General features: G+C 71.5%; 18 protein-coding genes. 10 read left to right on the top strand and 8 right to left on the bottom strand.

The genetic code is table 11. The annotated features are described in order from the left end of the window. The first annotated feature begins 94 nt into the window (after positions 1-94). The 7 genes from QSK36_RS20500 (at position 95) to QSK36_RS20470 (ending at position 7,218) form a co-directional block, all read left to right on the top strand. The gene (locus tag QSK36_RS20500; RefSeq protein WP_183540673.1) at positions 95-1,921 is read left to right on the top strand and encodes an ABC transporter permease; all 1,827 of its coding nucleotides are present in this window, start codon (positions 95-97) and stop codon (positions 1,919-1,921) included. Next, on the top strand, positions 1,922-3,052 hold the full coding sequence (locus QSK36_RS20495; RefSeq protein WP_285783533.1) for an ABC transporter ATP-binding protein: 1,131 nt from the start codon (positions 1,922-1,924) through the stop codon (positions 3,050-3,052). Further along, positions 3,049-3,813: an HAD family hydrolase gene (locus tag QSK36_RS20490; RefSeq protein ID WP_183540676.1), complete on the top strand. Its 765-nt coding sequence runs from the start codon at positions 3,049-3,051 to the stop codon at positions 3,811-3,813. Before QSK36_RS20495 ends, QSK36_RS20490 begins: the two co-directional genes overlap by 4 nt. Continuing rightward, positions 3,804-4,628 carry an inositol monophosphatase family protein gene (locus tag QSK36_RS20485; RefSeq protein ID WP_285783532.1) on the top strand — a complete coding sequence of 275 codons (825 nt, stop codon included), beginning with the start codon at positions 3,804-3,806 and terminating at the stop codon, positions 4,626-4,628. The genes QSK36_RS20490 and QSK36_RS20485 overlap by 10 nt, the downstream gene beginning before the upstream one ends. Then, positions 4,625-5,398, top strand: coding sequence for a Cof-type HAD-IIB family hydrolase (locus QSK36_RS20480; protein ID WP_285783531.1), 774 nt, complete (start codon positions 4,625-4,627; stop codon positions 5,396-5,398). The genes QSK36_RS20485 and QSK36_RS20480 overlap by 4 nt, the downstream gene beginning before the upstream one ends. 129 nt (positions 5,399-5,527) lie before the next feature. Further along, a complete protein-coding gene (locus QSK36_RS20475; protein ID WP_285783530.1) occupies positions 5,528-6,472 on the top strand; it encodes an ATP-binding cassette domain-containing protein in 945 nt (314 codons plus the stop codon). Continuing rightward, positions 6,469-7,218 carry an ABC transporter permease gene (locus tag QSK36_RS20470; protein ID WP_221264151.1) on the top strand — a complete coding sequence of 250 codons (750 nt, stop codon included), beginning with the start codon at positions 6,469-6,471 and terminating at the stop codon, positions 7,216-7,218. The genes QSK36_RS20475 and QSK36_RS20470 overlap by 4 nt, the downstream gene beginning before the upstream one ends. Here QSK36_RS20470 and QSK36_RS20465 read toward each other — a convergent pair. From QSK36_RS20465 to QSK36_RS20440, 6 genes are all read right to left on the bottom strand, one after another. Continuing rightward, entirely contained in the window at positions 7,202-10,357 is a 3,156-nt protein-coding gene (locus tag QSK36_RS20465; RefSeq protein ID WP_285783529.1) for an AfsR/SARP family transcriptional regulator, read from the bottom strand. The genes QSK36_RS20470 and QSK36_RS20465 overlap by 17 nt on opposite strands. Positions 10,358-10,513: 156 nt before the next feature. Then, positions 10,514-11,713 carry a cytochrome P450 gene (locus QSK36_RS20460; protein WP_285783528.1) on the bottom strand — a complete coding sequence of 400 codons (1,200 nt, stop codon included), beginning with the start codon at positions 11,711-11,713 and terminating at the stop codon, positions 10,514-10,516. Positions 11,714-11,969: 256 nt separating this feature from the next. Further along, positions 11,970-12,890, bottom strand: coding sequence for an ABC transporter substrate-binding protein (locus QSK36_RS20455; RefSeq protein ID WP_285783527.1), 921 nt, complete (start codon positions 12,888-12,890; stop codon positions 11,970-11,972). Positions 12,891-12,929: 39 nt separating this feature from the next. Continuing rightward, the gene (locus QSK36_RS20450; RefSeq protein WP_139578293.1) at positions 12,930-13,592 is read right to left on the bottom strand and encodes an ABC transporter permease; all 663 of its coding nucleotides are present in this window, start codon (positions 13,590-13,592) and stop codon (positions 12,930-12,932) included. Continuing rightward, positions 13,589-14,263: an ABC transporter permease gene (locus QSK36_RS20445; RefSeq protein ID WP_183540688.1), complete on the bottom strand. Its 675-nt coding sequence runs from the start codon at positions 14,261-14,263 to the stop codon at positions 13,589-13,591. The genes QSK36_RS20450 and QSK36_RS20445 overlap by 4 nt, the downstream gene beginning before the upstream one ends. Continuing rightward, positions 14,260-15,345 (bottom strand): ABC transporter ATP-binding protein, encoded by a 1,086-nt coding sequence (locus QSK36_RS20440; RefSeq protein ID WP_183540690.1) that lies wholly within the window; start codon positions 15,343-15,345, stop codon positions 14,260-14,262. The genes QSK36_RS20445 and QSK36_RS20440 overlap by 4 nt, the downstream gene beginning before the upstream one ends. 283 nt (positions 15,346-15,628) lie before the next feature. On the opposite strand from QSK36_RS20440, the gene QSK36_RS20435 reads away from it, so the two are divergent. Next, the gene (locus tag QSK36_RS20435) at positions 15,629-17,431 is read left to right on the top strand and encodes a hypothetical protein (protein WP_285783526.1); all 1,803 of its coding nucleotides are present in this window, start codon (positions 15,629-15,631) and stop codon (positions 17,429-17,431) included. Positions 17,432-17,462: 31 nt separating this feature from the next. Here QSK36_RS20435 and QSK36_RS20430 read toward each other — a convergent pair whose 3' ends face one another. Next, positions 17,463-18,635 carry an acyl-CoA dehydrogenase family protein gene (locus tag QSK36_RS20430; RefSeq protein WP_285783525.1) on the bottom strand — a complete coding sequence of 391 codons (1,173 nt, stop codon included), beginning with the start codon at positions 18,633-18,635 and terminating at the stop codon, positions 17,463-17,465. Next, positions 18,635-19,702: an acyl-CoA dehydrogenase family protein gene (locus QSK36_RS20425; protein ID WP_285783524.1), complete on the bottom strand. Its 1,068-nt coding sequence runs from the start codon at positions 19,700-19,702 to the stop codon at positions 18,635-18,637. The genes QSK36_RS20430 and QSK36_RS20425 overlap by 1 nt, the downstream gene beginning before the upstream one ends. Before the next feature lie 207 nt (positions 19,703-19,909). Between QSK36_RS20425 and QSK36_RS20420 the strand changes: the two genes are divergently transcribed. Both QSK36_RS20420 and QSK36_RS20415 read left to right on the top strand, forming a co-directional pair. Beyond that, a complete protein-coding gene (locus tag QSK36_RS20420; RefSeq protein ID WP_183540698.1) occupies positions 19,910-20,566 on the top strand; it encodes a TetR family transcriptional regulator in 657 nt (218 codons plus the stop codon). A gap of 192 nt (positions 20,567-20,758) precedes the next feature. After that, positions 20,759-21,607: a zinc metalloprotease gene (locus QSK36_RS20415; protein WP_183540700.1), complete on the top strand. Its 849-nt coding sequence runs from the start codon at positions 20,759-20,761 to the stop codon at positions 21,605-21,607. The last annotated feature ends 25 nt before the right edge of the window (positions 21,608-21,632 follow it).

Genomic DNA, 21,632 nt, shown 5'->3' with positions numbered 1-21,632 from the left:
ACGGCCCGTTCCCCGCCCCTTCCCGGCTTCCCGGCAACCCTGAAAGCGGGGCCCCGCACCGCGGCGGTCCCCGACCTCGAAGGAAGTACCCCCCATGGCTGTTGTCACCAAGGCGGAGACACCGCCCCGACCACCCAGATCGCGCAGGTTGCTCTATCGGCTCCGCGTCCTGCGCCACGACCCGACCGCCGCGCTCGGGCTGATCCTCGTCGTCGTGCTCGGCTATCTCGTCGTGGCGCCGCTGGTCGCCGTGCTGTCCGACGCCTTCCGTCTGCAGTACGGCGACGACGTGCACGCCGGGCAGGCGGCCGGCGAGTGGACCGGCTACTACCTCTGGCGGGTCTTCCGCTCCCAGATCAGCGGGCTGCTGTTCTGGCAGCCGCTGCTCAACACGCTGGTGGTCGCGCTGGGCACCGTGCTGTTCGCCCTGGTGCTCGGCGGCGGCATGGCGTGGCTGGTGACCCGCACCAACGTGCCGGGGCGCAAGTGGCTGGCGGGCGCGCTGGTGGTCCCCTACATGCTGCCGTCGTGGACCTTCTCGCTGGCGTGGCTCACGCTGTTCAAGAACGAGCGCGCCGGCGGTCAGGTCGGGTTCCTCCAGGCACAGGGCGTGCACACGCCCGACTGGCTGGCGTACGGCGCGTTGCCGATCATCGTGACCCTCGGGCTGCACTACTACCCGTTCGTGCTGCTCCTGGTCGGCAACGCGCTGCGGCGCATCGACGCGCAACTCGTGGACTCGGCGCGCATCCTCGGCGCGCCGCAGCGCACGGTCGTGCGCCGCATCGTGATCCCGCTGATGCTCCCCGCGCTCTCGTCGGCCGTGCTGCTGGTGGTCGGCCGGGTGCTCGGCACGTTCGGCACGCCGTACGTGCTGGGGCTGCCCGCCGACTTCCGGGTGCTGTCGACGGGGCTGTTCCAGTCGATCCGCGACCGCAGCACGGGCGTGGCGTCCGTGCTCGCCACGGTCATCGTGGTCATCGGGGTGGTGATCGTGCTCGCCGACACCCGGATGACCCGCGAGCACCGCCGGTTCGTCACCGTCGGCGGCAAGGGCAGCATGGACCGGCTGGGCGACCTGCGCCGGATGCGCTGGCCGGCGTTCGCGCTCGGCCTGGTGGTCTTCGGGGTGAGCGTGCTGGTCCCGGTGCTCACGCTGCTGCTGTCCACGGTCACCCGTACGCCGCTGGACCTGTCGACCTTCACCCTCGACTACTGGCTCGCCGAGCGGCTGCCCGGGGCGGTCGGGTTCCCGCACGGCGTCTTCCGCGGCTCCGAGCTGTGGGCGGCGGCGTGGAACTCCCTGCGCATCGTCGGCCTGGCCTCGGTGATCTGCGCGGTCGCCGGGCTGCTGGTGGGGTATGTCGTGGTGCGCGGGACGGCACCGCGCGTCGCCTTCTTCCTCCGCCAGGTCTCCTTCCTGCCCTATCTCGTCCCCGGCATCGCGTTCGCCGCCGCGTCGCTGTCGTTGTTCGCCGTGGCGCGCGGCCCGATCCCCGCGCTGTACGGCACGACGTTCCTGCTGATCCTGGTCATGGCGGTGACCCACCTGCCGTACAGCTCGCGCTCGGGCATCGCGGCGATGACGCAGCTGGGCCGCGAGCCGGAGGAGGCGGCGCAGATCGCCGGCGCGCCCTGGTTCCAGCGGATGGGGCGGATCATCTTCCCGATCCAGAAGGGCGCGCTCGTCACCGGGATCGTGCTGCCGTTCATCTCCGGGCTCAAGGAGCTCAGCATCGTGGTCATGCTCACCACGACCGGCACAGAACTGCTCACGACGCTGTCGATCGGCCTCGTGGACTACGGATACACCCAGCTCGCCAACGCGGTCGTCCTCGTCATCGCGTTGGTCTCCTTCACCATGACGTACCTGACCCAGCGGCTGACCAAGAGCAGCCTGGCGTCCGGGCTAGGAGGATAGATGCCAGCCATCACGTTGACCGGAGTCGCCAAGAGCTACGGCGGCGGCGAGCACGCCGTGAAGAACCTCGACCTCACCGTCCCCGACGGCGCGTTCATGTGCCTCCTCGGGCCCTCCGGCTGCGGCAAGACCACGACCCTGCGCATGATCGCCGGTCTTGAACAGCCCACGGCCGGCACCATCGCCGTGGGAGACAGGGTGCTCGACTCCGTCGAGCGCGGCCTGTACGTCCCGCCGGAGAAGCGCGGCATGGGCCTGGTCTTCCAGAACTACGCGCTGTGGCCCCACCTGTCCGTGCGCGACAACGTGGAGTTCGGCCTGCGCATGCGCAAGGTCCCTGCCCCCGAGCGCAGGGCCAGGGCCGAGGCCGCGCTGAAGATGGTGCACGTCGACGCCGCCATGGACCGCTATCCCTCCCAGTTGTCCGGCGGCCAGCAGCAGCGCGTCGCGCTCGCCCGCATGCTCGCCGTCAACCCGTCGGTGCTGCTGCTCGACGAGCCGCTGTCGAACCTCGACGCCCGGCTGCGCTTGGAGATGCGCGCCGAGCTCAAGCGCATCCACGAGGAGTCGGGCGCGACGATCGTCTTCGTCACCCACGACCAGCTGGAGGCCCTCACCATGGCCACCGACGTCGCGGTGATGAACGAGGGCGAGCTGCAGCAGGTGGCCGCGCCCATGGACATGTACGACCGGCCCGCCAACCGCTTCGTCGCCGAGTTCGTCGGCAGCCCGCCGATGGCGATCGTCGACGTCGGGCCCTCCCCCGCCGGCCTGGCCGGGTCGCTGCTGCGCTTCGCCGAATCCCGTGTGCCCGGGAGTCTCGAAGGAGCGCAGTGCTCGCCGACGGCCGTCGGCATCCGGCCCGAGGCGCTGCGCCTCGGGCCGCCGCCCGGCGCCACCTGGTGCGAGGAGGCCGTCGTCGAGGCCGTGCTGCCCGCCGGGTCGTCCTGGACCGTACGGCTGCGCGTGCTCGACACCGAGCTCTACGCGGTGTCCTACACCCCGGTCGAGGCGGCCCCCGGCGATGTGGTGACCTGCTGGACCGAGCGGATGCATCTGTTCGGCGCGGACGGCGCGCGGCTGTCCGCCTGGGACGGAACCGTGTCTACGGCGAAGGGGGCGGTGGCGTGATCAGGCCCGTGGCGTTGCTGCTGGACTTCGGCGGCGTGATCGTGGAGACCACCCGCCGCCCGTCCTGGGCGGCCGAGCTCGCCGCCGAGGTGCACGGCCTCCTGCGCCGTGCGGGGTTCGACGGCCTCACCGTCGAGGAGGTCGAGACCGACATCCGGGCGGGCGCGCGCGCCGACAAGTACTGGAAGGACTCGACCTCCCGGCGCTTCGCGCCCGAGGAGATGACGCACCGGGAGTTCTGGGCCGACTACGTCGGAGGCGACTGGCCGGAGCAGGCCCGCACCCTGGTGACCGCCGAGGCGACCCCGCTGTGCCGGCGGATGGGCGAGCTGCGCAGCGGGCGCAAGCTCCGGCCGGGGATGGAGGAGCTGCTGGAGGCCTGCTGGGCGAACGGCGTCACCCCGGCGGTCGTCAGCAACGCGCTGTGCGGCGTCGTCCACCGCGACTTCATGACGACGGCCGGGCTCGACCGCCAGGTGGCCGTGCAGGTCTACAGCGACGAGGTCGGCGTGCGCAAGCCCAACCCCGAGATGATCTGGATCGCCTGCCGGGCGCTGGGCGCCGACCCCGCCCAGGTCTGGTACGTCGGCGACAACTACGACCGCGACGTGGTGTGCGGCGCCCGCGCCGGAGTCGGGGCGACCGTCCTGATGGTCTCCGGCAGCACCGACAAGATCCCCTACCGGGTGCGCCAGAGCCCCCAGGCGACCGTGGAGGACCCGCGCGGCCTGCTGACCCTTCTGGAGGAGACATGGACCTGAACACCTCACGTGAGCTGGCCGCCATCGCGGTCAGGGCGGCCCGATCGGTCGGCGACATGCTCCGCCACGCCTTCCGCTCCCGGCCCGAGATCACCACCAAGCGCGACTTCCACGACCCGGTGACCGAGCACGACAAGGCGGCCGAGGCACGCATCCGGGAGGTCATCGACCGCCTGTGCCCCGGCAGCGTGGTGGTCGGCGAGGAGGGCGGCGTACGCGGCGAGGGCGAGGTCCGCTGGTACGTCGACCCCATCGACGGCACCGCGAACTTCGCGGCCGGGCTGCCGTTCTTCTGCACCTCGATCGCCGCCGCCGTGGACGACGAGGTGGTGGCGGGCGTCGTCTACGACCCCGTGCGCGACGACGAGTACACCGCCTCGCTCGGCGGGGCCTTCTGCAACGGCGTGCCGCTGCGCAGCTCCGGCGCCAGCACCGACCGGGAGGCCGTGCTGCTGTCGAGTTACCCGACCCCCCGCGACCTCAGCGCGGGTGGCGACGACGCGCTGCACCGGTTCGCCCGCATCCAGCACGCCTTCGCCACCACCCGTCGTCCCGGCAGCGCGGCGCTGAAGCTCGCGCACGTCGCCGCGGGCTGGTCCGACGTCGCGCACGGCACGAACGTCAACGCCTGGGACGTCGCGGCCGGGTCGCTCCTGGTCGCGCAGGCGGGCGGGGTGTTCGTCCCGCTGTCCGGCAGCGTCTTCACCCCCGGCGGCTACGTCGCGTGCGTCGGCGGGTTCGACCTCGCCGGGTCGGTGATGGCCGAGGTCTTCCCGGACATCGCGGCGGCGGTCGCGGCGGGGGCGGCCTCGTGATCCGCTGGATCGTGACCGACCTGGACGGCACGCTCGTGGGGCGCGACCTGGCCATGGTGCCCGCCAGCAGGGACGCGCTGTGCCGTTTCCGCGCCGCGGGCGGGGAGGTCGTCATCGCCACCGGGCGGATGGAGCTGTCGGCCCGGCCGTTCTACGACGAGCTGGGGCTCGACGGGGCGGCGATCCTCTACAACGGCGCCCGTACGGTGGACCTCGGCACGGGAGCGGTGCTGCGCTCCCGTCACCTGCCGCCGGGCGCGTGGCGGACGCTGCTGGAGATGTTCGGCGACCTCCCCGAAGGCGTGTATCCGGTGGCGTTCTGCGGCGGCGAGGCGCTGGCCGTGCACGACGTGCCGCAGCTGCGGGACTACGCCCGGCGCGACGGCATCGACCTGCGGGATCCGGGCGACTGGTCGGCCCTGCCGCCCGGTGGGATCACCAAGTGCATGCTGATCGGCGACCCGCTCCCCGACCTGGCGATCCCCGGCACCGTGACGGTCCGGTCCGAGGCCACCTACCTGGAGGTGCTGCCCGAGGGTGCGACCAAGGGCACCGCGCTCCGCGCTCTGGCGGCGGCCCACGGCGTGCCGCTCGACCAGATCGCCGCGGTCGGGGACAACCCCAACGACATCGACATGATCGCGCTGGCCGGGCTCGGGGTCGCGGTCGGCGACGGCCACCCGGACGTCCGGGCCGCGGCGGACGTCGTGGTCGGCGCCTGCGCCGACGGCGCCGTCGCCGACGTGGTGAACCTCGCCCTGTCCCGATAGGCAGGAGACACCGAGCGAGGCGGGCAACCCGAGCGCCCCGACGAGCGAAGCGGGCAGCACAGTCCGTGTCAGCGGCCGCGTCAGCACGGCAACGGGCCGGTATCAGAGCGGTCGGCGATCGTGAACGCCATGAACGGATCAGCGATCGCGGCCTCGGGACTGCGAAAGGCATACAAGGACAAGGTCGTGCTCGACGGCATCGACCTGGACGTCAAGGCCGGCACGATCTTCGCCCTGCTCGGGCCCAACGGCGCCGGCAAGACCACGACGGTGAACGTGCTGACCACGCTGCTGGCCCCCGACGCCGGCACCGTGGTCGTCGCCGGGCACGACGTGGCGACGGAGACCAAGGCGGTGCGCGCGGCGATCGGGGTCACCGGGCAGTTCGCTTCGGTGGACGACCTGCTCACCGGCGAGGAGAACCTGCTGCTGATGGCGGATCTCCTGCACCTGCCCAAGGCGGAGGGCAGACGAATCGCCGGCCGGTTGCTCGACCGGTTCGATCTGGCCGAAGCGGCGGGCAAACCGGCGGCGTCCTACTCCGGCGGCATGCGCCGCAAGCTGGACCTCGCCATGACCCTGGTCGGCGAGCCGCAGATCATCTTCCTGGACGAGCCCACGACGGGACTCGACCCGCGCAGCCGCCGCACCATGTGGGAGATCATCCGGGAACTGGTCGCCGGCGGTACGACCATCTTCCTCACCACCCAGTATCTGGAGGAGGCCGACCAACTCGCCGACCGCATCGCGGTGCTCGATCAGGGCCGGCTGGTCGCGGAGGGCACCGCCGACGAGCTCAAGCGCCGGGTTCCCGGCAGCCATGTCCGGCTGCGGTTCACCGGCCGGGACGAACTCGACGCCGCGGCACGGATCCTGCCCGGGTCCACGAGGGACGACGAAGAGCTGACCTTGCAGGTGCCCGGCGACGGTGGAGTGCGGTCGTTGCGCGCGCTGCTCGAACAGCTCGACGCGCACTCCGTTGACGTCGAGGAGCTGTCGGTGCACACCCCGGACCTGGATGACGTCTTCCTCGCCCTTACCGGCACCGCGAACAAGGAGGTCAACGCCCGATGAAGGTCATCGCGGATTCCACGACCATGCTGCGCCGCAACTTCCGGCACACGATGCGCAATCCGGTGGCGCTGTTCAACGGCATCGTCATGCCGGTCTTTCTGATGTTCCTGATGGTCTACGTGTTCGGCGGCGCGTTCAGCGTCGGCGTCGACTACGCCGACTACGCGACGCCGGGGTTGATGCTGACGACCATCTGCTACGGCATCGGCGCCACCGCGATCGCGGTGAACTCCGACATGACGACCGGATTCATCAACCGGCTTCGCGTCATGGACGTGTCCCGGGCCGCGGTGCTGAACGCGCACGTGATCGTCACCATGCTGCGGAGCCTGGTGGCCATCGCGTTCGTCACCGGGGTCGCGTTCCTGATGGGATTCCGGCCGTCGGCGGGTTTCGCGGAATGGCTCGGCGTGATCGGCATCGTCGCGCTGACGGTGTTGGCGATCGGCTGGCTGACCGTCGCGTTCGGTCTCGCGGCGAAGACGCCGGAAAGCGCGGGCCTCGCCGCTGTCCCGTTGATGCTCCTGCCCTTCTTGAGCAGCGCGTTCGTTCCGGCCGGCAAGATGGGTCCCGGCGCGCGGCAGTTCGCCGAGTATCAGCCGTTCACCCCGATCATCGAAACCCTGCGCGGGTTGCTGACCGGAGCGCCGTCGGCGGGCTCGGCCATCACGGCGATCGCCTGGTGCGCGGGGCTGACGTTGATCGGCTACCTGTGGGCGCGCGCGTCGTTCAACAAGCGAGCGTGATCTCGGCCAGCTCGCGCCAGTCCCGCCGCCGGCCGTCACGGATCGCCTCGGTGAACACGGATTCACCGAGGCGATTCCGCGCGTCCGCGGCGATCCTGGAAACGTCCGGCTGCGAACGATCCGGCGTGCCGCGCACGGCGTCGCTCGCCCCGAGCAGTCGCGCGGCCTGCTCGTAGTCTCCCTGGCGCAGCGCGAGATCCGCGATCCCGATCAGCACCTCGGCGATCGCCGGCGGATACTCGTACTTCATGACCGCGCGGAGCGCCTCGGTCCGGTACGCGCGGGCCTTGTCGAGATCCTCGGTGAGGTAGCCGTACAGGTCCATGATGGCGGCACGGACGGAGTCGCCCCTTTCCGCGTCGTTCAGCACCGCACGCACCGTGGCCAGGTGCTCGTGTGCCTGGTCCGGCTCGCCGCGCCAGCGCGCCAGCTGTGCCTGCACAAGCGCCAGCTCGGCAAGCGAGTCCGGCCAGGCGATCCCGCCCGCGCGCCGCTGCGCTTCCGCCATGGCGCGAGCGCTGGACCGCTCGTCGCCGAGCAGCCAGTACAGCTGAGCCTGCCGCGCCAGCAGGCCGACCACGTCCTCGGCCCCGCCCACCTCGGTCAGCGCCACGATCGCCTCTTCGAAATGCTCACACGCGCGTGCCAACTCGCCGCGCATGGCGAGCCGATCGGCCAGGAAGGTCAGCGCCAGCGAGATCCCCATCCGCTCGCCCAGCGTCCGGAACTCGGCAAGGGCGATCTCGGCGTCGATGTCCACATCGGTCTCATCGCCGCCGAGCATCAGCCGCAGCCGGCCACGAGCGAGCCTGGCCTGCGCGCGCACCCACGGATCGTCGTCGGCGATGAGCGGCTCGAACGCGGGGAGGAACTCCGCCGGGCCCTGCAGCATCCGCTCCAGCACCCCGACGAACCCGAGCAGCGGGTGGCGATACCCGCTGCGCTGGGCGAGCCGGTGCGCCTCGTGGATCCACTCCCGCGCCTGATACTGGTCGCCGCCGACCCCGGAGGTCAGGAACATCGTCACGATGAGGTATGCCATCGCCCGCACCTCGTCGGACACCTCAGCGGTCACCTCAGTGGGCATCGAGGACGCCGCGATGCTCAACTCGGTGCCCTCGGCCCTGTGCCCGCCGAGGTACCAGTACCAGCCCGCGGCCCCGACCAGCCGCATCGCCTCCTGGGCCCATCCCTCGGCGATCGCCCCGCGCAGCGCCGCACTGATGTTGTCGTGCTCGGCCTCGAGCCTGGCCAGCCATTCCAGCTGCTCGGCCCGGCGCAGGTGCGGATCGGCCGTCTCGGCCAGCTCGATGAAGTAGGCGAGGTGCGCCCGGCGCGCCGGCTCGGTCTCCCCGGCTTCGGCGAGCCGGTGCGCCGCGTATTCCCTGATGGTGTCGAGCATCCGGTAGCGCGGCGTGCCCTCGCCGTCGGCGAGCAGCAGCGATTTCTCGATCAACGCGGTCAGCACGTCGAGCACCTGCTCCCCGGCGAACGCCTCGTCCCCGCACACCCGCTCGGCCGCCTCCAGGCTCGTCCCGCCGGAGAACACCGACAGCCGCCGCAGCACGCGGCGTTCGGCCTCGGTCAGCAGATCCCAGCTCCAGTCCACGACCGCGCGCAGCGTCTTGTGCCGGGGCAGCGCCGTACGGCTGCCGCCGGTCAGCAGAAGGAATCGGTCATCGAGCCGGCGTGCCAGCTGATCGACGGACATGGTGCGCAGCCGTGCCGCGGCCAGTTCGATCGCCAGCGGGATCCCGTCGAGCGCCCGGCAGATCCGCGCCATGGCCGACAGGGTGTGCGCGTCGGAGCCGACGTCCTTGCGCACCAGATCCGCGCGGTCCCGCAGCAGCCGCACCGCGGGCGAGGACCCGGCCTCGGAGGGGTCGGCTCCCTTCGCGGGCAGCGCGAGCGGCTCGACCTGCCACAGCACCTCTCCGGTGATGCCGAGCGGTTCCCTGCTCGTGGCCAGAATCCGCAGCCTCCGGCACTCCCCCAGCAGCCGATCCGCGAAAGCCGCGGCCGCCTCGATCACGTGCTCGCAGTTGTCCAGGATCAGCAGGATCGCGCGCTCCCGGACCGCGGCGACGAGCTGATCCATCGGTTCCCCACCCCGTGCGGCACCGAGCAGTGGCTGGTCACGCAGGCCGATCGCGGTGAGGGCGGCCTGCGCCAGGTCACCGCCCGCCCGCACCGAGGCCAGTTCGACCAGCCACGCCCCGTCCGGCAGCTCGGCGAGCATCGTCCGCGCGGTCTCCGTGGCCAGCCTCGTCTTGCCGGAGCCACCCGCCCCCGCCAAGGTGACCAGCCGGTGCTTGACGACCAGACCGGCCACCGCGGAGACGTCGTCGTCCTTGCCGACGAAACTCGTCAGCTCGGCGCGCAGGTTCGTCCTGTGGTTGTCCGCCCGCGCGCCCAGCTCGCCCCGCAGCAACGCGGTGTGCAGCGCGGAGAGCTCGGCCGACGGATCGGCGCCCAACTCCTCGGCGAGCCGCTCACGCGTCCGCTGGTACACGGTCAACGCCTCAGCCGTACGTCCCGCCTCGGCGAGCGCTCGCATCAAGGCCGCCACGAACCCCTCCCGCAGCGGATACGCGGCGACCAGCTCGGTCAGCTCGGAGACCAGCTCCGAGCCACGGCCGAGGCGGATGTCCGCGTCCACCCGGTCCCCGAGCGCGGCGATGTGGAGTTCGTCCAGACGCGCGACCACGGCGTCGAACGCGTCGCTGTCTCGCAGCGCGATGTCCGCCATGGCCGCACCGCGCCACAGTGCCAGGGCCGAGCGCAGCAGATCGGCCCGCGCCGCGGGGTCGGCGGCGCGGGCCTGACCGACCAGGTGCTCGAACCGGCACACGTCCACGGCATCAGGCGCCACGGCCAGCCGGTAGCCGCCGGAGTCCGCCTCGATCACACCGTCCGGCAACACCCTGCGCAGCCTGGACACCAACGCCTGCAGGGCATTGGCTTCGTCCGCGGGCGGCCGTCGCCCCCAGATCCAGTCCACCAGCCTCGCCCGCGTGACGATCCGGCCGGGTTCGAGGGCGAGCGCGGCGAGCAGTGCGCGCAGCCGAATCCCGGGAACCTCCACCACGGACCCGTCGCGGTTGCGGACCTCGAACGGTCCGAGCAGTTCGACTCGCACGTCAGCAATTGTGCCGAGCTGTGGCGACATCGGCTAACCGCCACCGCGCGCACCCCGCCCACCTGCGTCGACGGGGGAAATCGCGATCGTCCGATCCTGCTGCGGGTCAGTCGTGGATCAGCCGTGGATCAGGCGCGGGGCGGCCGTATCTCGCGGTCACACGTCCCAGGTCACCGGGAGGCTCTTCACCCCGTAGATGTCCGCGGTCTCCGGCCGCAGGTCGACCTCCTCAGCCGGTACGGCCAGGCGCAGCGTGGGGAAGCGGTTGAGCAGCGCGGGGAAGGCGACCCGCATCTCGACGCGGGCGAGCTGCTGGCCCAGGCACTGGTGGATGCCGTGGCTGAAGGCCAGGTGACCGCCGTCCTGCCTGCGCAGGTCGAGCACGTGGGGGTTGGGGAAGCGCTCGGGATCGCGGTTGGCGGTGTTGAGGGACAGGATGACCGTCGTCCCGGCCGCGATGGTCCGGCCGCCCAGCTCGACGTCCTCCAGCGCCGTCCTCATGAACGTCTTCGCGACGGTCAGGTAGCGCAGCAGTTCCTCCACGGCCCCGTCGATGAGCGTGGGCTCGGCGCGCAGCGCGGCCAGCTGGTCCGGGTTCTGCAGCAGCGCGAAGGTGCCCAGCGCCAGCATGTTCGCAGTGGTGTCGAATCCGGCCGACAGCAGGATCAGGGCCATCCCCTGTAGCTCCTCGTCGGTCAGGTCGCTGTCGGTGAGGTCGCTGAGCACGTCGTCGGTGGGGTTGGCGCGCTTGGCGGCCACCAGCTCCGCGAGGTATCGCTGGGTCGCGGTGTAGGCCGCGATCAGTTCCTCGTCGCCGACCTCCCCGCCGAGGAACTTGTCGATGTTGTCCTGGAAGGAGCCCCGGTCCTCGTACGGCACGCCCAGCAGCTCGCAGATGATGACGGCGGGGATGGGCTTGGCGAACGCGGTCACGAGGTCCGCCGGCGGCCCCGCCTTCTCCATGGCGTCCAGGTGGTCGGCGGTGACCTGCTCGACGCGCTCGGTGAGCTGTCGCATCCGCCGTACGGTGAACTTGCCCACCAGCGGTTTGCGATAGCGGCTGTGCTGCGGCTCGTCCATGAGGAGGAACTCGCCGGGCGGCGCCGGGGGGACCTCGATCTCGCCGAAGTCGATCAGCGGGTGGTGGCGCATGAGCTCCTTGCGCGAGCTGAACCGGGGGTCGGCCAGGACCGACCGGACCAGGTCGTATCCGGTGATCAGCCAGCCCTCGTGTCCGTCGGGGAAGGGGTAGCGGCTGATCGGGCCGTGCCGGCGGGCGTCGATGAGCTCCGCCGGGGGATCGAAGGGACAGCCGGACTGACGCGCGGTCGGCATCGTGGTGACGGTGTGTTCCATGGCCATTCCCCTCATCAGCCGGCGAGCACGGCGTTGTCTTCGGATGCCTTTCGCGGCCCCGAGGCCGCGATCGCTGAGCCGTTCATGGCATCCACGATCGCCGGCCGCGCTGACATCGGGCCGTTGCCGTGCTGACGCGGCCGCTGACACGACACCGCATCGGACTGATCGCCGTCCGGTGAGCGCAGACGAACGCCTCCCGGTTCGGAGCAAGGAGTCATGCTCCACCGGGAGGCGTTCACCTACATGCTCGCTGTCAGAGCAGGCCGTTCTGCGTGAGCCAGTCCTTGGCCACCACGGGCGGGTCGTCCTTGTCGACGGAGATCCGCTTCATCAGGGAGACCAGCGTCTGGGTGTCCAGCTTGGCGGAGACCGCGTTCAGCGTGGAGGTCACGGTGTCGTTCACCCCGGCCTTGTAGACCAGGGGCGTCACGTTCTCCGAGCCGAAGGCGTTCTTGTTGTCCTGCAGCGGCACGAGGTCGTTCAGCACGATCTTGGGGTCGGTGGTGAACACGTTGCCCACCTGGACCGTGCCGCTCTTGATCGCGTCAGCGGTGGTGTCCCCGGTGGGCTTCCACTGCTTGAACTCCAGGCCGTAGACGTTCTTGAAGTTCTCCTCCTGACGCTGCTTGAACTCCGGCGGACCGCCGACCACGAAGTCCTTCGCCACCTTGACGAGGTCCTCGATGGTGCTGAGCTTGTACTTGTCGGCCGTGGCCTTGGTGACCGTGAGCGAGTTGTTGTCCTCGGCCGCGGCGGGCTCCAGGATCTCCAGCTCCGCGGGCAGCTTGGCCTTCAGGCCCGCGAGGATCTCGTCCTTGGTCCTGGCCGTGCTCGACTTGTCGACGAACGCCAGCAGCGACCCGGCGTACTCGGGCAGCACGGTCAGGCCGCCGCTCTTGACCTGGTCGTAGACGACCTCGCGGCTGCCGATGTTGGGCTTCTCCTCGACCGTGATCCCCTTGGCCTGAAGGGCCTGGGCGTACATCGAGGCGAGCAGGACGCTCTCGGGGAAGTTGAAGGAGCCGACGACGACCTTCGCGGCGGCGGCGTCGCCCGAGCCCGACGCCGCCGGGGCGGCGGACGCGGTCGTGGAAAGGGGGTCGGAGCCCCCGCAGCCCGATAACGTGAGCGCCGCGGTCAGGGCGACCGCCGCGACGCCGAAGATACGTCTCATACCAAAAAATCCCTTCATTTTAGGGCGATAATAACGGAATTAGCGGACCTGGCGGACACCGGGTGAGACGGCCACCCGGTCGAGCAGGACGAAGGCGAACTGGACGGCCAGGGCGAGGGCGGCCACCAGGACCGCTCCCCCGATCACGTCCGCATAGGTCTTGGTGGCCAGGCCGTCGATGATGAACCGGCCGAGCCCGCCCAGCCCGACGAACGCCGCGACGGTGGCGGTAGAGACGACCTGGATGGCGGCGAGGCGCAGGCCCAGCAGGATCAGCGGCAGCGCGACCGGGGTCAGCGTCCGGAACAGCACCTGACGCCCGCGCAGGCCCATGCCGTACGCGGCGTCGCGCAGGTCGGCGTCCACCCCCCGCACGCCCTCGTACGTGTTCACCAGGATGGGCGGGACCGCCAGCACGATCAGCGGGATCAGCACCGGCAGGACGGTCCCCACGCCCGCCAGCAGCACCACGAGCACGAGCAGGCCGAGCGTCGGCAACGCCCGGGCGGCGTTCGCCGCGACCACGACGAGCAGCGCGCCGCGGCCCGTGTGGCCGATGAGCATGCCGAGCGGCACGGCGATCAGCGCCGCGACAAGGAAGGCCGCCGCCGAGAACTCCAGGTGCTCCAGCAGCCGGACCGGGATGCCGTCCGGGCCCGACCAGTGCCCCGCGTCGCCGAAGAAGTCGGCCAGCCAGTTCACGCCGTCCTCCTCGCCCGGGACCAGGGGGTCAGCAGCCGCTGGGCGAGCACGAGCAGCCCGTCGGCGAGCACGGCGAGCAGGACGATGAGCACGATCCCGACCACGATCGGCGTGTAGAACTGCCGCTGCCAGCCGTCGATGAACAGGTTGCCCAGCCCGCCCTGGCCGATGAGCGCGCCCACGCTGACCAGGCTGATGCTGGACACGGTCGCGACCCGCAGCCCGGCCAGGACCACCGGCACCGCGACCGGCAACTCCACCCGGAGCAGCCGGCGCGCGGGCCGGAACCCCATCGCCACCGCCGACTGCCGTACGGGATCGGGCACCGAGCCCAGGCCGTCCACCACGGCGGGGATCAGGACCGCGAGCGCGAAGAACGTCAGCGGGATGACGACGGTCGACCGGGTGAGCCCGGTGACCGACAGGAAGATCGAGAACAGCACGAGGGACGGCAGCGAGTAGGTGACGTTCATCAGCGCGGCCGTCGGCTGGTAGAGCCAGCGCCAGCGCACACAGGCCAGGCCCAGCGGCAGGGCCACGACCAGCCCGAACAGCACGGGCAGGAAGGCCATCACGACGTGGTTCTCCAGCAGGGCGCTGATCGCGGTGGGGCCTCCGTTGGCCCAGTTGCGCGCGATCCAGTCCCAGCGGACCAGGGGCTCGTCGGTCACGCGGGCGCCCCCTCGGAGTCGCCGGCGCCGGAGGAGGAGCCGCCGCTCGATCCGCCCGGGGCGCGGCCCGCGGCGGGCGGCGCGTACTCGGCGAGCAGTTCGTCGATCGCGTCCCGGCCGGCCACGCCGCGCACGCGGCCCTCCTCGTCCACGGCGACCGCGGTGCCGTTGGGCGACAGCAACGCCGCGTCGAGCGCCACGCGCAGCGAGTCGGTCTCGGGGTTGAAGGTGCCGATCGCGGCGAGCCCGTCCGCGGTCCGCCAGCCGAGCGCCCTGCCGTCCTCGTCGGTCACCAGATCGGACGGCGACGGGCTCAGCCGCACCTCCTTGGCCGAGATGAACGAAAGCCGCCGGATGCCGCGGTCGCGGCCGAGGAACTCGCGGACGAAGTCGTCGGAGGGCTCGGTGAGCAGCGTGGCCGGGCCGGCCATCTGGGCCAGCCGCCCGCCGACGCGCATGACGGCCACCGTGTCGCCGAGCTTGACCGCCTCGTCGATGTCGTGGGTGACGAACACGATCGTCTTGCGCAGCTCCGACTGCAGCCGCAGCAGCTCGTCCTGGAGACTGGCCCGCACGATCGGGTCGACGGCGCTGAACGGCTCGTCCATGAGCAGCACCGGAGGGTCGGCCGCGAGCGCCCGGGCCACGCCGACGCGCTGCTGCTGCCCTCCGGAGAGCTGGAAGGGATAGCGCCCGGCCAGGCCGGGGTCGAGCCCGACCAGCTCGAGCAGCTCCATCGCGCGGGCGCGCGCCTTCTTCTTGCTCCAGCCCAGCAGGTACGGCACCGTCGCCACGTTGTCCACGATCTTGCGGTGCGGAAACAGGCCCGCCTGCTGGATCACATACCCGATGCCGCGCCGGAGCGTGGGCGGGTCGATCTCGCGCACGTCCTGACCGTCCAGGGTGATGCGGCCGGAGGTGGCGTCGATCATGCGGTTGATCATCCGCAGCGACGTGGTCTTGCCGCAGCCGGAGGGGCCCACGAACACGGTGATCGCACCCGTGGGCACCTCCAGGCTGAGGTCGTCCACGGCCACCGTTCCATCCCGGTAGCGCTTGGTGACGTCTTCGAACGTGATCACGCCATCTCGCCCTTCGAAAGAGTGTGCGATCAAGCCAACACCGGGAGGCCCACTCGCTCTTCCCCGTGGACCCCCCGGATATCCAACGCGACCCGTTCCGGACACACCACCCGGCGGCCAGCCTACGGTGGGAACCTCCGATATCCGGGCCTAGATATCTATCAATAGGGCATCTCATGATGCGTGGCGCGGTGATGTGTTGGCATGATTACTCTCACACCTCTCCCGTCCCTCCGCCGCGTCCCTCCGCTACGGACCAGCACGAAACTCAGAGGAGCCGGTCGTGACTGCACCGCTCACCGGTCAGCGCTCCAGGAGCGAGCTGATCGCCGAGCTCTACGAGCGTCACGTGGCGGGGTTGTTCGCGTACTGCCACGACCAGCTCGGTGAGACCGCGTCCGCCGCCGACGCCGTGGTGGCCGTCTTCACCACCGCCCCGACCGCCGAGCCGCCCGCACGCGCCGCGCTGTACGTGCTGGCGCGCCGGGAGATCTACCGCCGGGACGTCAGCTACGCGCTGCCGGCCGTCGACTCCGTCGCCGACCCCGCCACCGCCTTGATCGAGCGGGTGTTCCGGGACATCCGGCCGCACCAGCGTGAGGTCCTGCTCCTGTCGGAGGTATGCGGCCTGACGGCGCCCGAACTGGCCCTGGTCCTCGACGTGGCGGCCGACACCGCCGAGGAGCTGATCGCGGGGGCGACGCGCCGCTTCGCCCAGACGCTGGAGACGGCGGTCACCGCCGCGAGGTCGGCGCCGTTCGTGCCCGCCTCCGTCACGGAGGTCTACGACGCCATCGGCGTCTCCCCCGTCGGCGACGTGCTGGCCCGGCTGCCCTGGCGCCGGCCGGCCGCGTCCGTACGCGACCGGGTGCTGGCGGCGCTGCCGTACGAGGAGCCGGGGAGCGCCACGACGGGCGGGGAACAGTCCTCCGGGCTGGTCACCAAGAGGCTGTGGCCGACCACTCCGACCTGGCCGCTGCCGCTGAGCGACCCCGACCAGGTCACCAACACGTGCGTGGTCAACACCGACGCCATCGCGCAGCCGCAGGGCCCCCGGCGCAAGGCCAAGCACGAGGCGACGACCGAGCCCATGCCCCGGCTGCGCGGGTCGCTGCTGAACTCGCTCGGCGAGGGCCGTCTGCGCAGGAAGCGCACCGGGCGGCCCGCGCCCGCGGAGCGACCGGCGGCTCTGGCCGCGCCCGTGGAGCCGCAGGCGTCCCCGCAGGAATCCGCGCAGACCGCGCCCGCCACGCCGCCACCTGCCCCGGACGTCGCGAAGATCAACCCCGAGCCGTTCGACGCCTTCGGCACCGCCGCTTCCTCCCACCGCGCGGATCCCTTCGATGCCTTCGGGACCGCCGACACACTCGGCCCCGCGGAGCCGTTCGACGCCTTCGGCACCGCCCCGCGCCCGGCAGAGCCGTTCGACGCCTTCGGCACCGCCGACACACCCCGCCCCGCAGAGCCGCTGGACGCGTTGTTCGACACGCTCCGCTTCGCCGTGCCCTTCGACGCGTTCCGTACGGCCGAGGCGGCGGGCACGTCCCGGCAGGCCGAGTCCGCCGACGCCTTCCCGCGGACCGAGGAGCCGTCCGGCGAATCTCCGCTGACGCCGCCCTCCGAGGCGCTTTTCCCGGCCGCTCCCCCCATGGACACGTTCACGTCCGCGCCGCAGGAGGCCGAGCGACCGGCCGAGCCCTCCCTCCCGGCCGAGCCTTTCGTCGCAGCCGAGCCTTTCCTCGCAGCCGAGGAGTCGCCGGCGGAGACGGACGGCGAGCATGCCGCCGAGGCGTCGGCGACGGAGACCGGCGCCCTGGTCCACCCGGCCGCCGCGGCGGTCCCCGTCCCTCCGGCCGCCGCCTCCCGCCGTCCGGGCCGCAAGCACACGGCGGGCAGGAGCACGGGCAGCAAGCACGCCGGCAGGTCGTCCGGCGGCGGCGACAGCGCGGGCAAGGGCATGAGCAAGGGCCGGCGGGTCAAGGGCGACCGGCACTTCGACTGGCTGTGGGAGGTCGTCGGCATCCTGATCTGCCTGATCATCGCGCTGATCGTCTTCTTCTACGTGCCGACGGTCTTCACCCCCTGAGCCCGGAACGCCCGTACCGCCGGGCGCGTGCTCATCGTGGCGGTTTGGGCAGCCCTAGCCCGAGCATTGCGATCAACTCACGCTGGACCTCGTTGACGCCGCCGCCGAAGGTGAGCACGAGCGCGCCCTTGACGCCCCGGTCCATCCGCTCGATCAGGTCGCGCGTCTCCTCGTCGTACGGATCGCCGAAGCGGGCGAGCGTGTCGCCGACGATCCGGCCGACGTCCTGCACCCGCTCCGAGGCGTAGATCTTGGTGGCCGAAGCGTCGGGCGCGCCCAGCCAGCCGAGGTCCATCGACGCCGCGACCTGCCAGTTCAGCAGCTCGTTCGTGCGGAAGTACGCGTACACCTCGGCGACGGCCCGCCGTACGTCGGGGTGCTCCCACAGCGGCGCGCCGTCGCGCCCCCGGCTGGTCTTCGCCCAGCGGGCGAAACGGTCGAGGGTGTGCCCGATGTTGCCGGCGGGCCCGAGCGTGACGCGTTCGTGGTTGAGCTGGCTGACGATCAGGTCCCAGCCCTTGTCCACCTCGCCGACGACCATGTCGAGCGGGACGCGCACATCCGAGTAGTACGTGGCGTTGGTGTGGTGGCGGCCGTCCATCGTGATGATCGGCGTCCAGGAAAACCCGGGGGCCGCGCAGTCGACGATCATCATGGTGATCCCGCGGTGCTTCTTCGCCGCCGGATCGGTGCGCGCCGCCAGCCAGACGTAATCGGCGTGGTGCGCGCCCGAGGTGAACACCTTCTGGCCGTTGACCACGTAGTGGTCGCCGTCCGGCACCGCCGTCGTCCGCAGCGAGGCCAGGTCGGTGCCCGCCTCCGGCTCGCTGTAGCCGATCGCGAAGTGGCACTCCCCGGCGAGGATGCGCGGCAGGAAGAACTCCTTCTGCGCGTCCGTGCCATACCGCATCAGCGTCGGGCCGACCGTCTGCAGCGTGATCAGGGGGTACGGCACCTCGGCCCGGGTGACCTCGTTGGCGAAGATCTGCTGCTCCACCGGGCCGTAGCCGCCCCCGCCGTACTCCTTCGGCCACCCGAGGCCGAGCTTGCCGTCACGGCCCAGCCTGCGGCAGTGCGCCATGTACGCCTCGCCGAACGGGTCGCGGGCGATCTCGGCGCGCTGCTCGCCGGTCAGGCAGGACGCGAAGTAGTCCCGCAGGTCGTCGCGGAGCCGCCGCTGCTCCGCCGTCAACTCGATGAACATCAGACCAGGGCTCCGATCAGGTCGAGTTGGGCCTGCTCGCCGCCGAGCAGATGGGCGAGGTGCTTGCCCAGGCCGAAGTAGCGATGCAGCGGATAGGTCAGGTCGAGGCCGATGCCGCCGTGCAGGTGCTGGCAGGTGTAGAGCGCCCGTACGGCATCCGCGGCGGCGTTGTAGGCGGCGACGGCCAGATCCCGCTCCGCGGGCAGCCCTTCGCCCAGCCGCCAGACCCCCGTCCACATGGCGACGTCGAGCGCGCGTGCGGCGATGTAGACGTCGGCGATCTGCATGGTCACGGCCTGGAACTCGGCGAGCACCCGGTCGAACTGCCTGCGCGTGGCGATGTGTCCCTTGGTCAGCGCGAGCGCGCCTGCGAGGACCCCGGAGGCGGTCGCGGTCACGGCGGCCAGGGTGTTCAGCCGCAGCGCGGCGACGGCCGCGCCGTCCGGCTCCCCCACCATCTCGCCCGGCGCGTCCTCCAGGATGACCACGGCCGCGGGCTCCCCGGCCGCCGTCGGGACCGGGCGCAGTCGCGCGTCTCCCTGCCGTACGAGGAAGAGCGCGGCCCCGCCGCCGGAGAGCGCGGGCACGAGGATGGCCGACGCCTCGGCGGCGTACGGGACGATTCCGGGCCGTCCGGTGATCCTGCCGTCCCTGGCGATCGCGGCCGGCGGGTCGCCCGGGCCCGCCCCGGCCTCGCGGAAGGCGACGGTCAGCACCTCCTCCCCCTCGGCGAACGGCGCGAGCGCCCGCCGCTGCGCGTCCGTCCCGTGCCCGGCGACGGTCAGCGCGGCGATCAGGCCGGGCAGCGCGGGGACCGGCGCGACGCGGGCCCCCGCCTCACGCAGGATCACCGCCATCGCGAGCGGGCCGAGCCCGGCCCCGCCCGCCTCGGGAGGCAGGCACGCGCCGAGCAGGCCCGCCTGCGCCAGCGCCTTCCACGCCCCCGCGTCGTACGGCCGGCCGCCGCGCTCGTGCGCCTCGATCCTGGCCTGGTCCGCCTCCCGGTCCAGCACCGACGCGGCCAGCGCGCGCAACTCCGCATGGGTCTCGTCGAGATCGAAGTCCACCGGACCTCCCGCGTGTTCCACGGACCTGTCTGCGGGGCGGGATCCCCCCAGAACCGCAAACTAGAACGGATTCTAATCTCTGTCCAGAGGGAGGCTCACGAACCGGCGACGACACCTCACAGAAACACCAAAGTCATATAGCCGCCAGCGCTTTTGTGACTGACGGGTAACCATCCGGAAGGAGCGGAAATCAGATAACGTGTTCCTATGCGCACTTCGCATGCAGTCGCCGACGCTCCACCACCGCTTCCCGAAGGGCACTCCGCCACGGGCAGCCATCCGGCCCCGGCCACCCCCGGGGTCCGCACCAGGAGCCAGCACCAGCGGCGCCGGCGCATCGTCCAGGCGGCGGCCGCCCTCGCCTCCCGCGGAGGCGTCGAGGCGATGCAGATGCGCACGGTCGCCGAGCGCGCGGGCGTCGCCCTGGGAACGCTCTACCGCTACTTCCCCTCGAAGATGGACCTGGTCGTGGCGGTGGTCGGCGAGGAGATCGACCTGCTGGAGTCCAGCATCGAGCGGCGCCCGCCACACGCCGCCCACCCCGCAGGCCGCGCGGTCGACGTGCTGATGCGGGCCACCCGGGGCCTGATGCGCGAGCCGGAACTCGCCGACGCGCTCATCCGCTCCCTGATCATGGCGGAGGTGGAGGCGCCGTTCGGCGACCGGATGGCGAGCCTGCTGCTGCGCGTCGCCGCCGACGGCCGCACGGTGAACCTTCCCGCGGAGGACCAGCTCGCGCTCGCCGGCTCCCTGTCGGGAGTCTGGGTGCAGGAGTTGCTGGAGATGCTGCGCGGGCGGCGCACCTATGAGCAGATCCAGCACCGCATCGAGATCGCCGCCGAGCGGCTGCTGGCGGGTTTCTAGATTTTCCTCGACCACGCGATGAAATTCGTGCGACCCTGCGGTGTCACGACGTCCCCGGCCACGGGTAAGACGGATATGCCAGATGGGCGGGCCGCCGTCTCCCACTAGAACGAGTTCCAGTCTTATTGGAACAAAATTCCAATTGCGGGAAAGCGCCTGGACCGGCTCTGCCGGTTCTGGTTCCATGACAGGGTGACGAGCACCCCCGAGATCCCGGCGGCCCGGCGGGACGCCGCCGCTCCGCGCATCCCCTCCGCCCGCGCGGCCTGGGGTCCGCTGTCCCTGTCGTACGCGACGGCGCAACTCGTCGAGGTGTTCCTGCACGAGGGATCACACGCCCTGGCCGCCCGCGCGGCGGGGTTCCATCCTGCCATCGGCCAGTTCGTCGAGCTGCACGTGCCCTCGCCGCAGCGCGCGCTGGAGGCCATGGTGGCCGCCGCCGGCCCGGTCGGCAGCCTCGTCACCGGCCTCGTCTGCTGGGCGCTGTACCGCCGTCGCGGGCCCTCCTATCCGCGGTTGCTGCTGATGTGGCTGGCGATGACCGGCGTCGTGGCGTTCCTGGGCTACCTGGTGGTCACACCGCTGCTCGCGGTGGGCGACACCGGGGTTCTGGCCCGTCTCTACCATGTGCCCGTCGCCGTCCAGTTCCTCATCGCCGCCGCCGCGATGGCGATTCTCTACCTGGTCACGCGGCCGCTCAGCCGGATGTACCTCGACTCGCTGCCCGCGAGCGTGCCTCTGGACACCCCACGCGCCCGCAAGGCGGCCGTGACGCGCCTGTGGATCCCCTACCTGATCGGCCTGGCGCTGCTGGTGCCCGCCGGCCTCGGCGGCGACCCCGAGGTGGTCTTCTACGGCATCCTCGGCTGCTGGGGGCCGGGAATGGCGCTGGTCGGATTCATGACGCCCGGCGCGGCCCGGCCGTACGAACGCAAGGAGAGGCCGGGCACCGGCTGGCGCCTTCCCGTGTGGGCGTTTTTCGGCTACGCCGCGGTGGTCGCGTTCTATCTGCTCGTGCTGCGGCCCGGCCTGAATATCTGACCCCCGGAATACGCATACGTACGCC

The sequence above is a fragment of the Microbispora sp. NBRC 16548 genome, from assembly GCF_030268985.1.
Classification (GTDB): Bacteria; Actinomycetota; Actinomycetes; order Streptosporangiales; family Streptosporangiaceae; genus Microbispora; species Microbispora catharanthi.
This window is presented reverse-complemented; position numbering and strand designations above follow the sequence as displayed.

What these genes read in the sequence shown, in the direction of transcription:
- QSK36_RS20500 (WP_183540673.1), top strand. Translation starts at nt 95, where the DNA reads ATGGCTGTTGTCACCAAGGCGGAGACACCGCCCCGACCACCCAGATCG.
- QSK36_RS20495 (WP_285783533.1), top strand. Translation starts at nt 1,922, where the DNA reads ATGCCAGCCATCACGTTGACCGGAGTCGCCAAGAGCTACGGCGGCGGC.
- QSK36_RS20485 (WP_285783532.1), top strand. Translation starts at nt 3,804, where the DNA reads ATGGACCTGAACACCTCACGTGAGCTGGCCGCCATCGCGGTCAGGGCG.
- QSK36_RS20475 (WP_285783530.1), top strand. Translation starts at nt 5,528, where the DNA reads ATGAACGGATCAGCGATCGCGGCCTCGGGACTGCGAAAGGCATACAAG.
- QSK36_RS20470 (WP_221264151.1), top strand. Translation starts at nt 6,469, where the DNA reads ATGAAGGTCATCGCGGATTCCACGACCATGCTGCGCCGCAACTTCCGG.
- QSK36_RS20460 (WP_285783528.1), bottom strand. Translation starts at nt 11,713, where the DNA reads ATGGAACACACCGTCACCACGATGCCGACCGCGCGTCAGTCCGGCTGT.
- QSK36_RS20455 (WP_285783527.1), bottom strand. Translation starts at nt 12,890, where the DNA reads ATGAGACGTATCTTCGGCGTCGCGGCGGTCGCCCTGACCGCGGCGCTC.
- QSK36_RS20430 (WP_285783525.1), bottom strand. Translation starts at nt 18,635, where the DNA reads ATGTTCATCGAGTTGACGGCGGAGCAGCGGCGGCTCCGCGACGACCTG.
- QSK36_RS20420 (WP_183540698.1), top strand. Translation starts at nt 19,910, where the DNA reads ATGCGCACTTCGCATGCAGTCGCCGACGCTCCACCACCGCTTCCCGAA.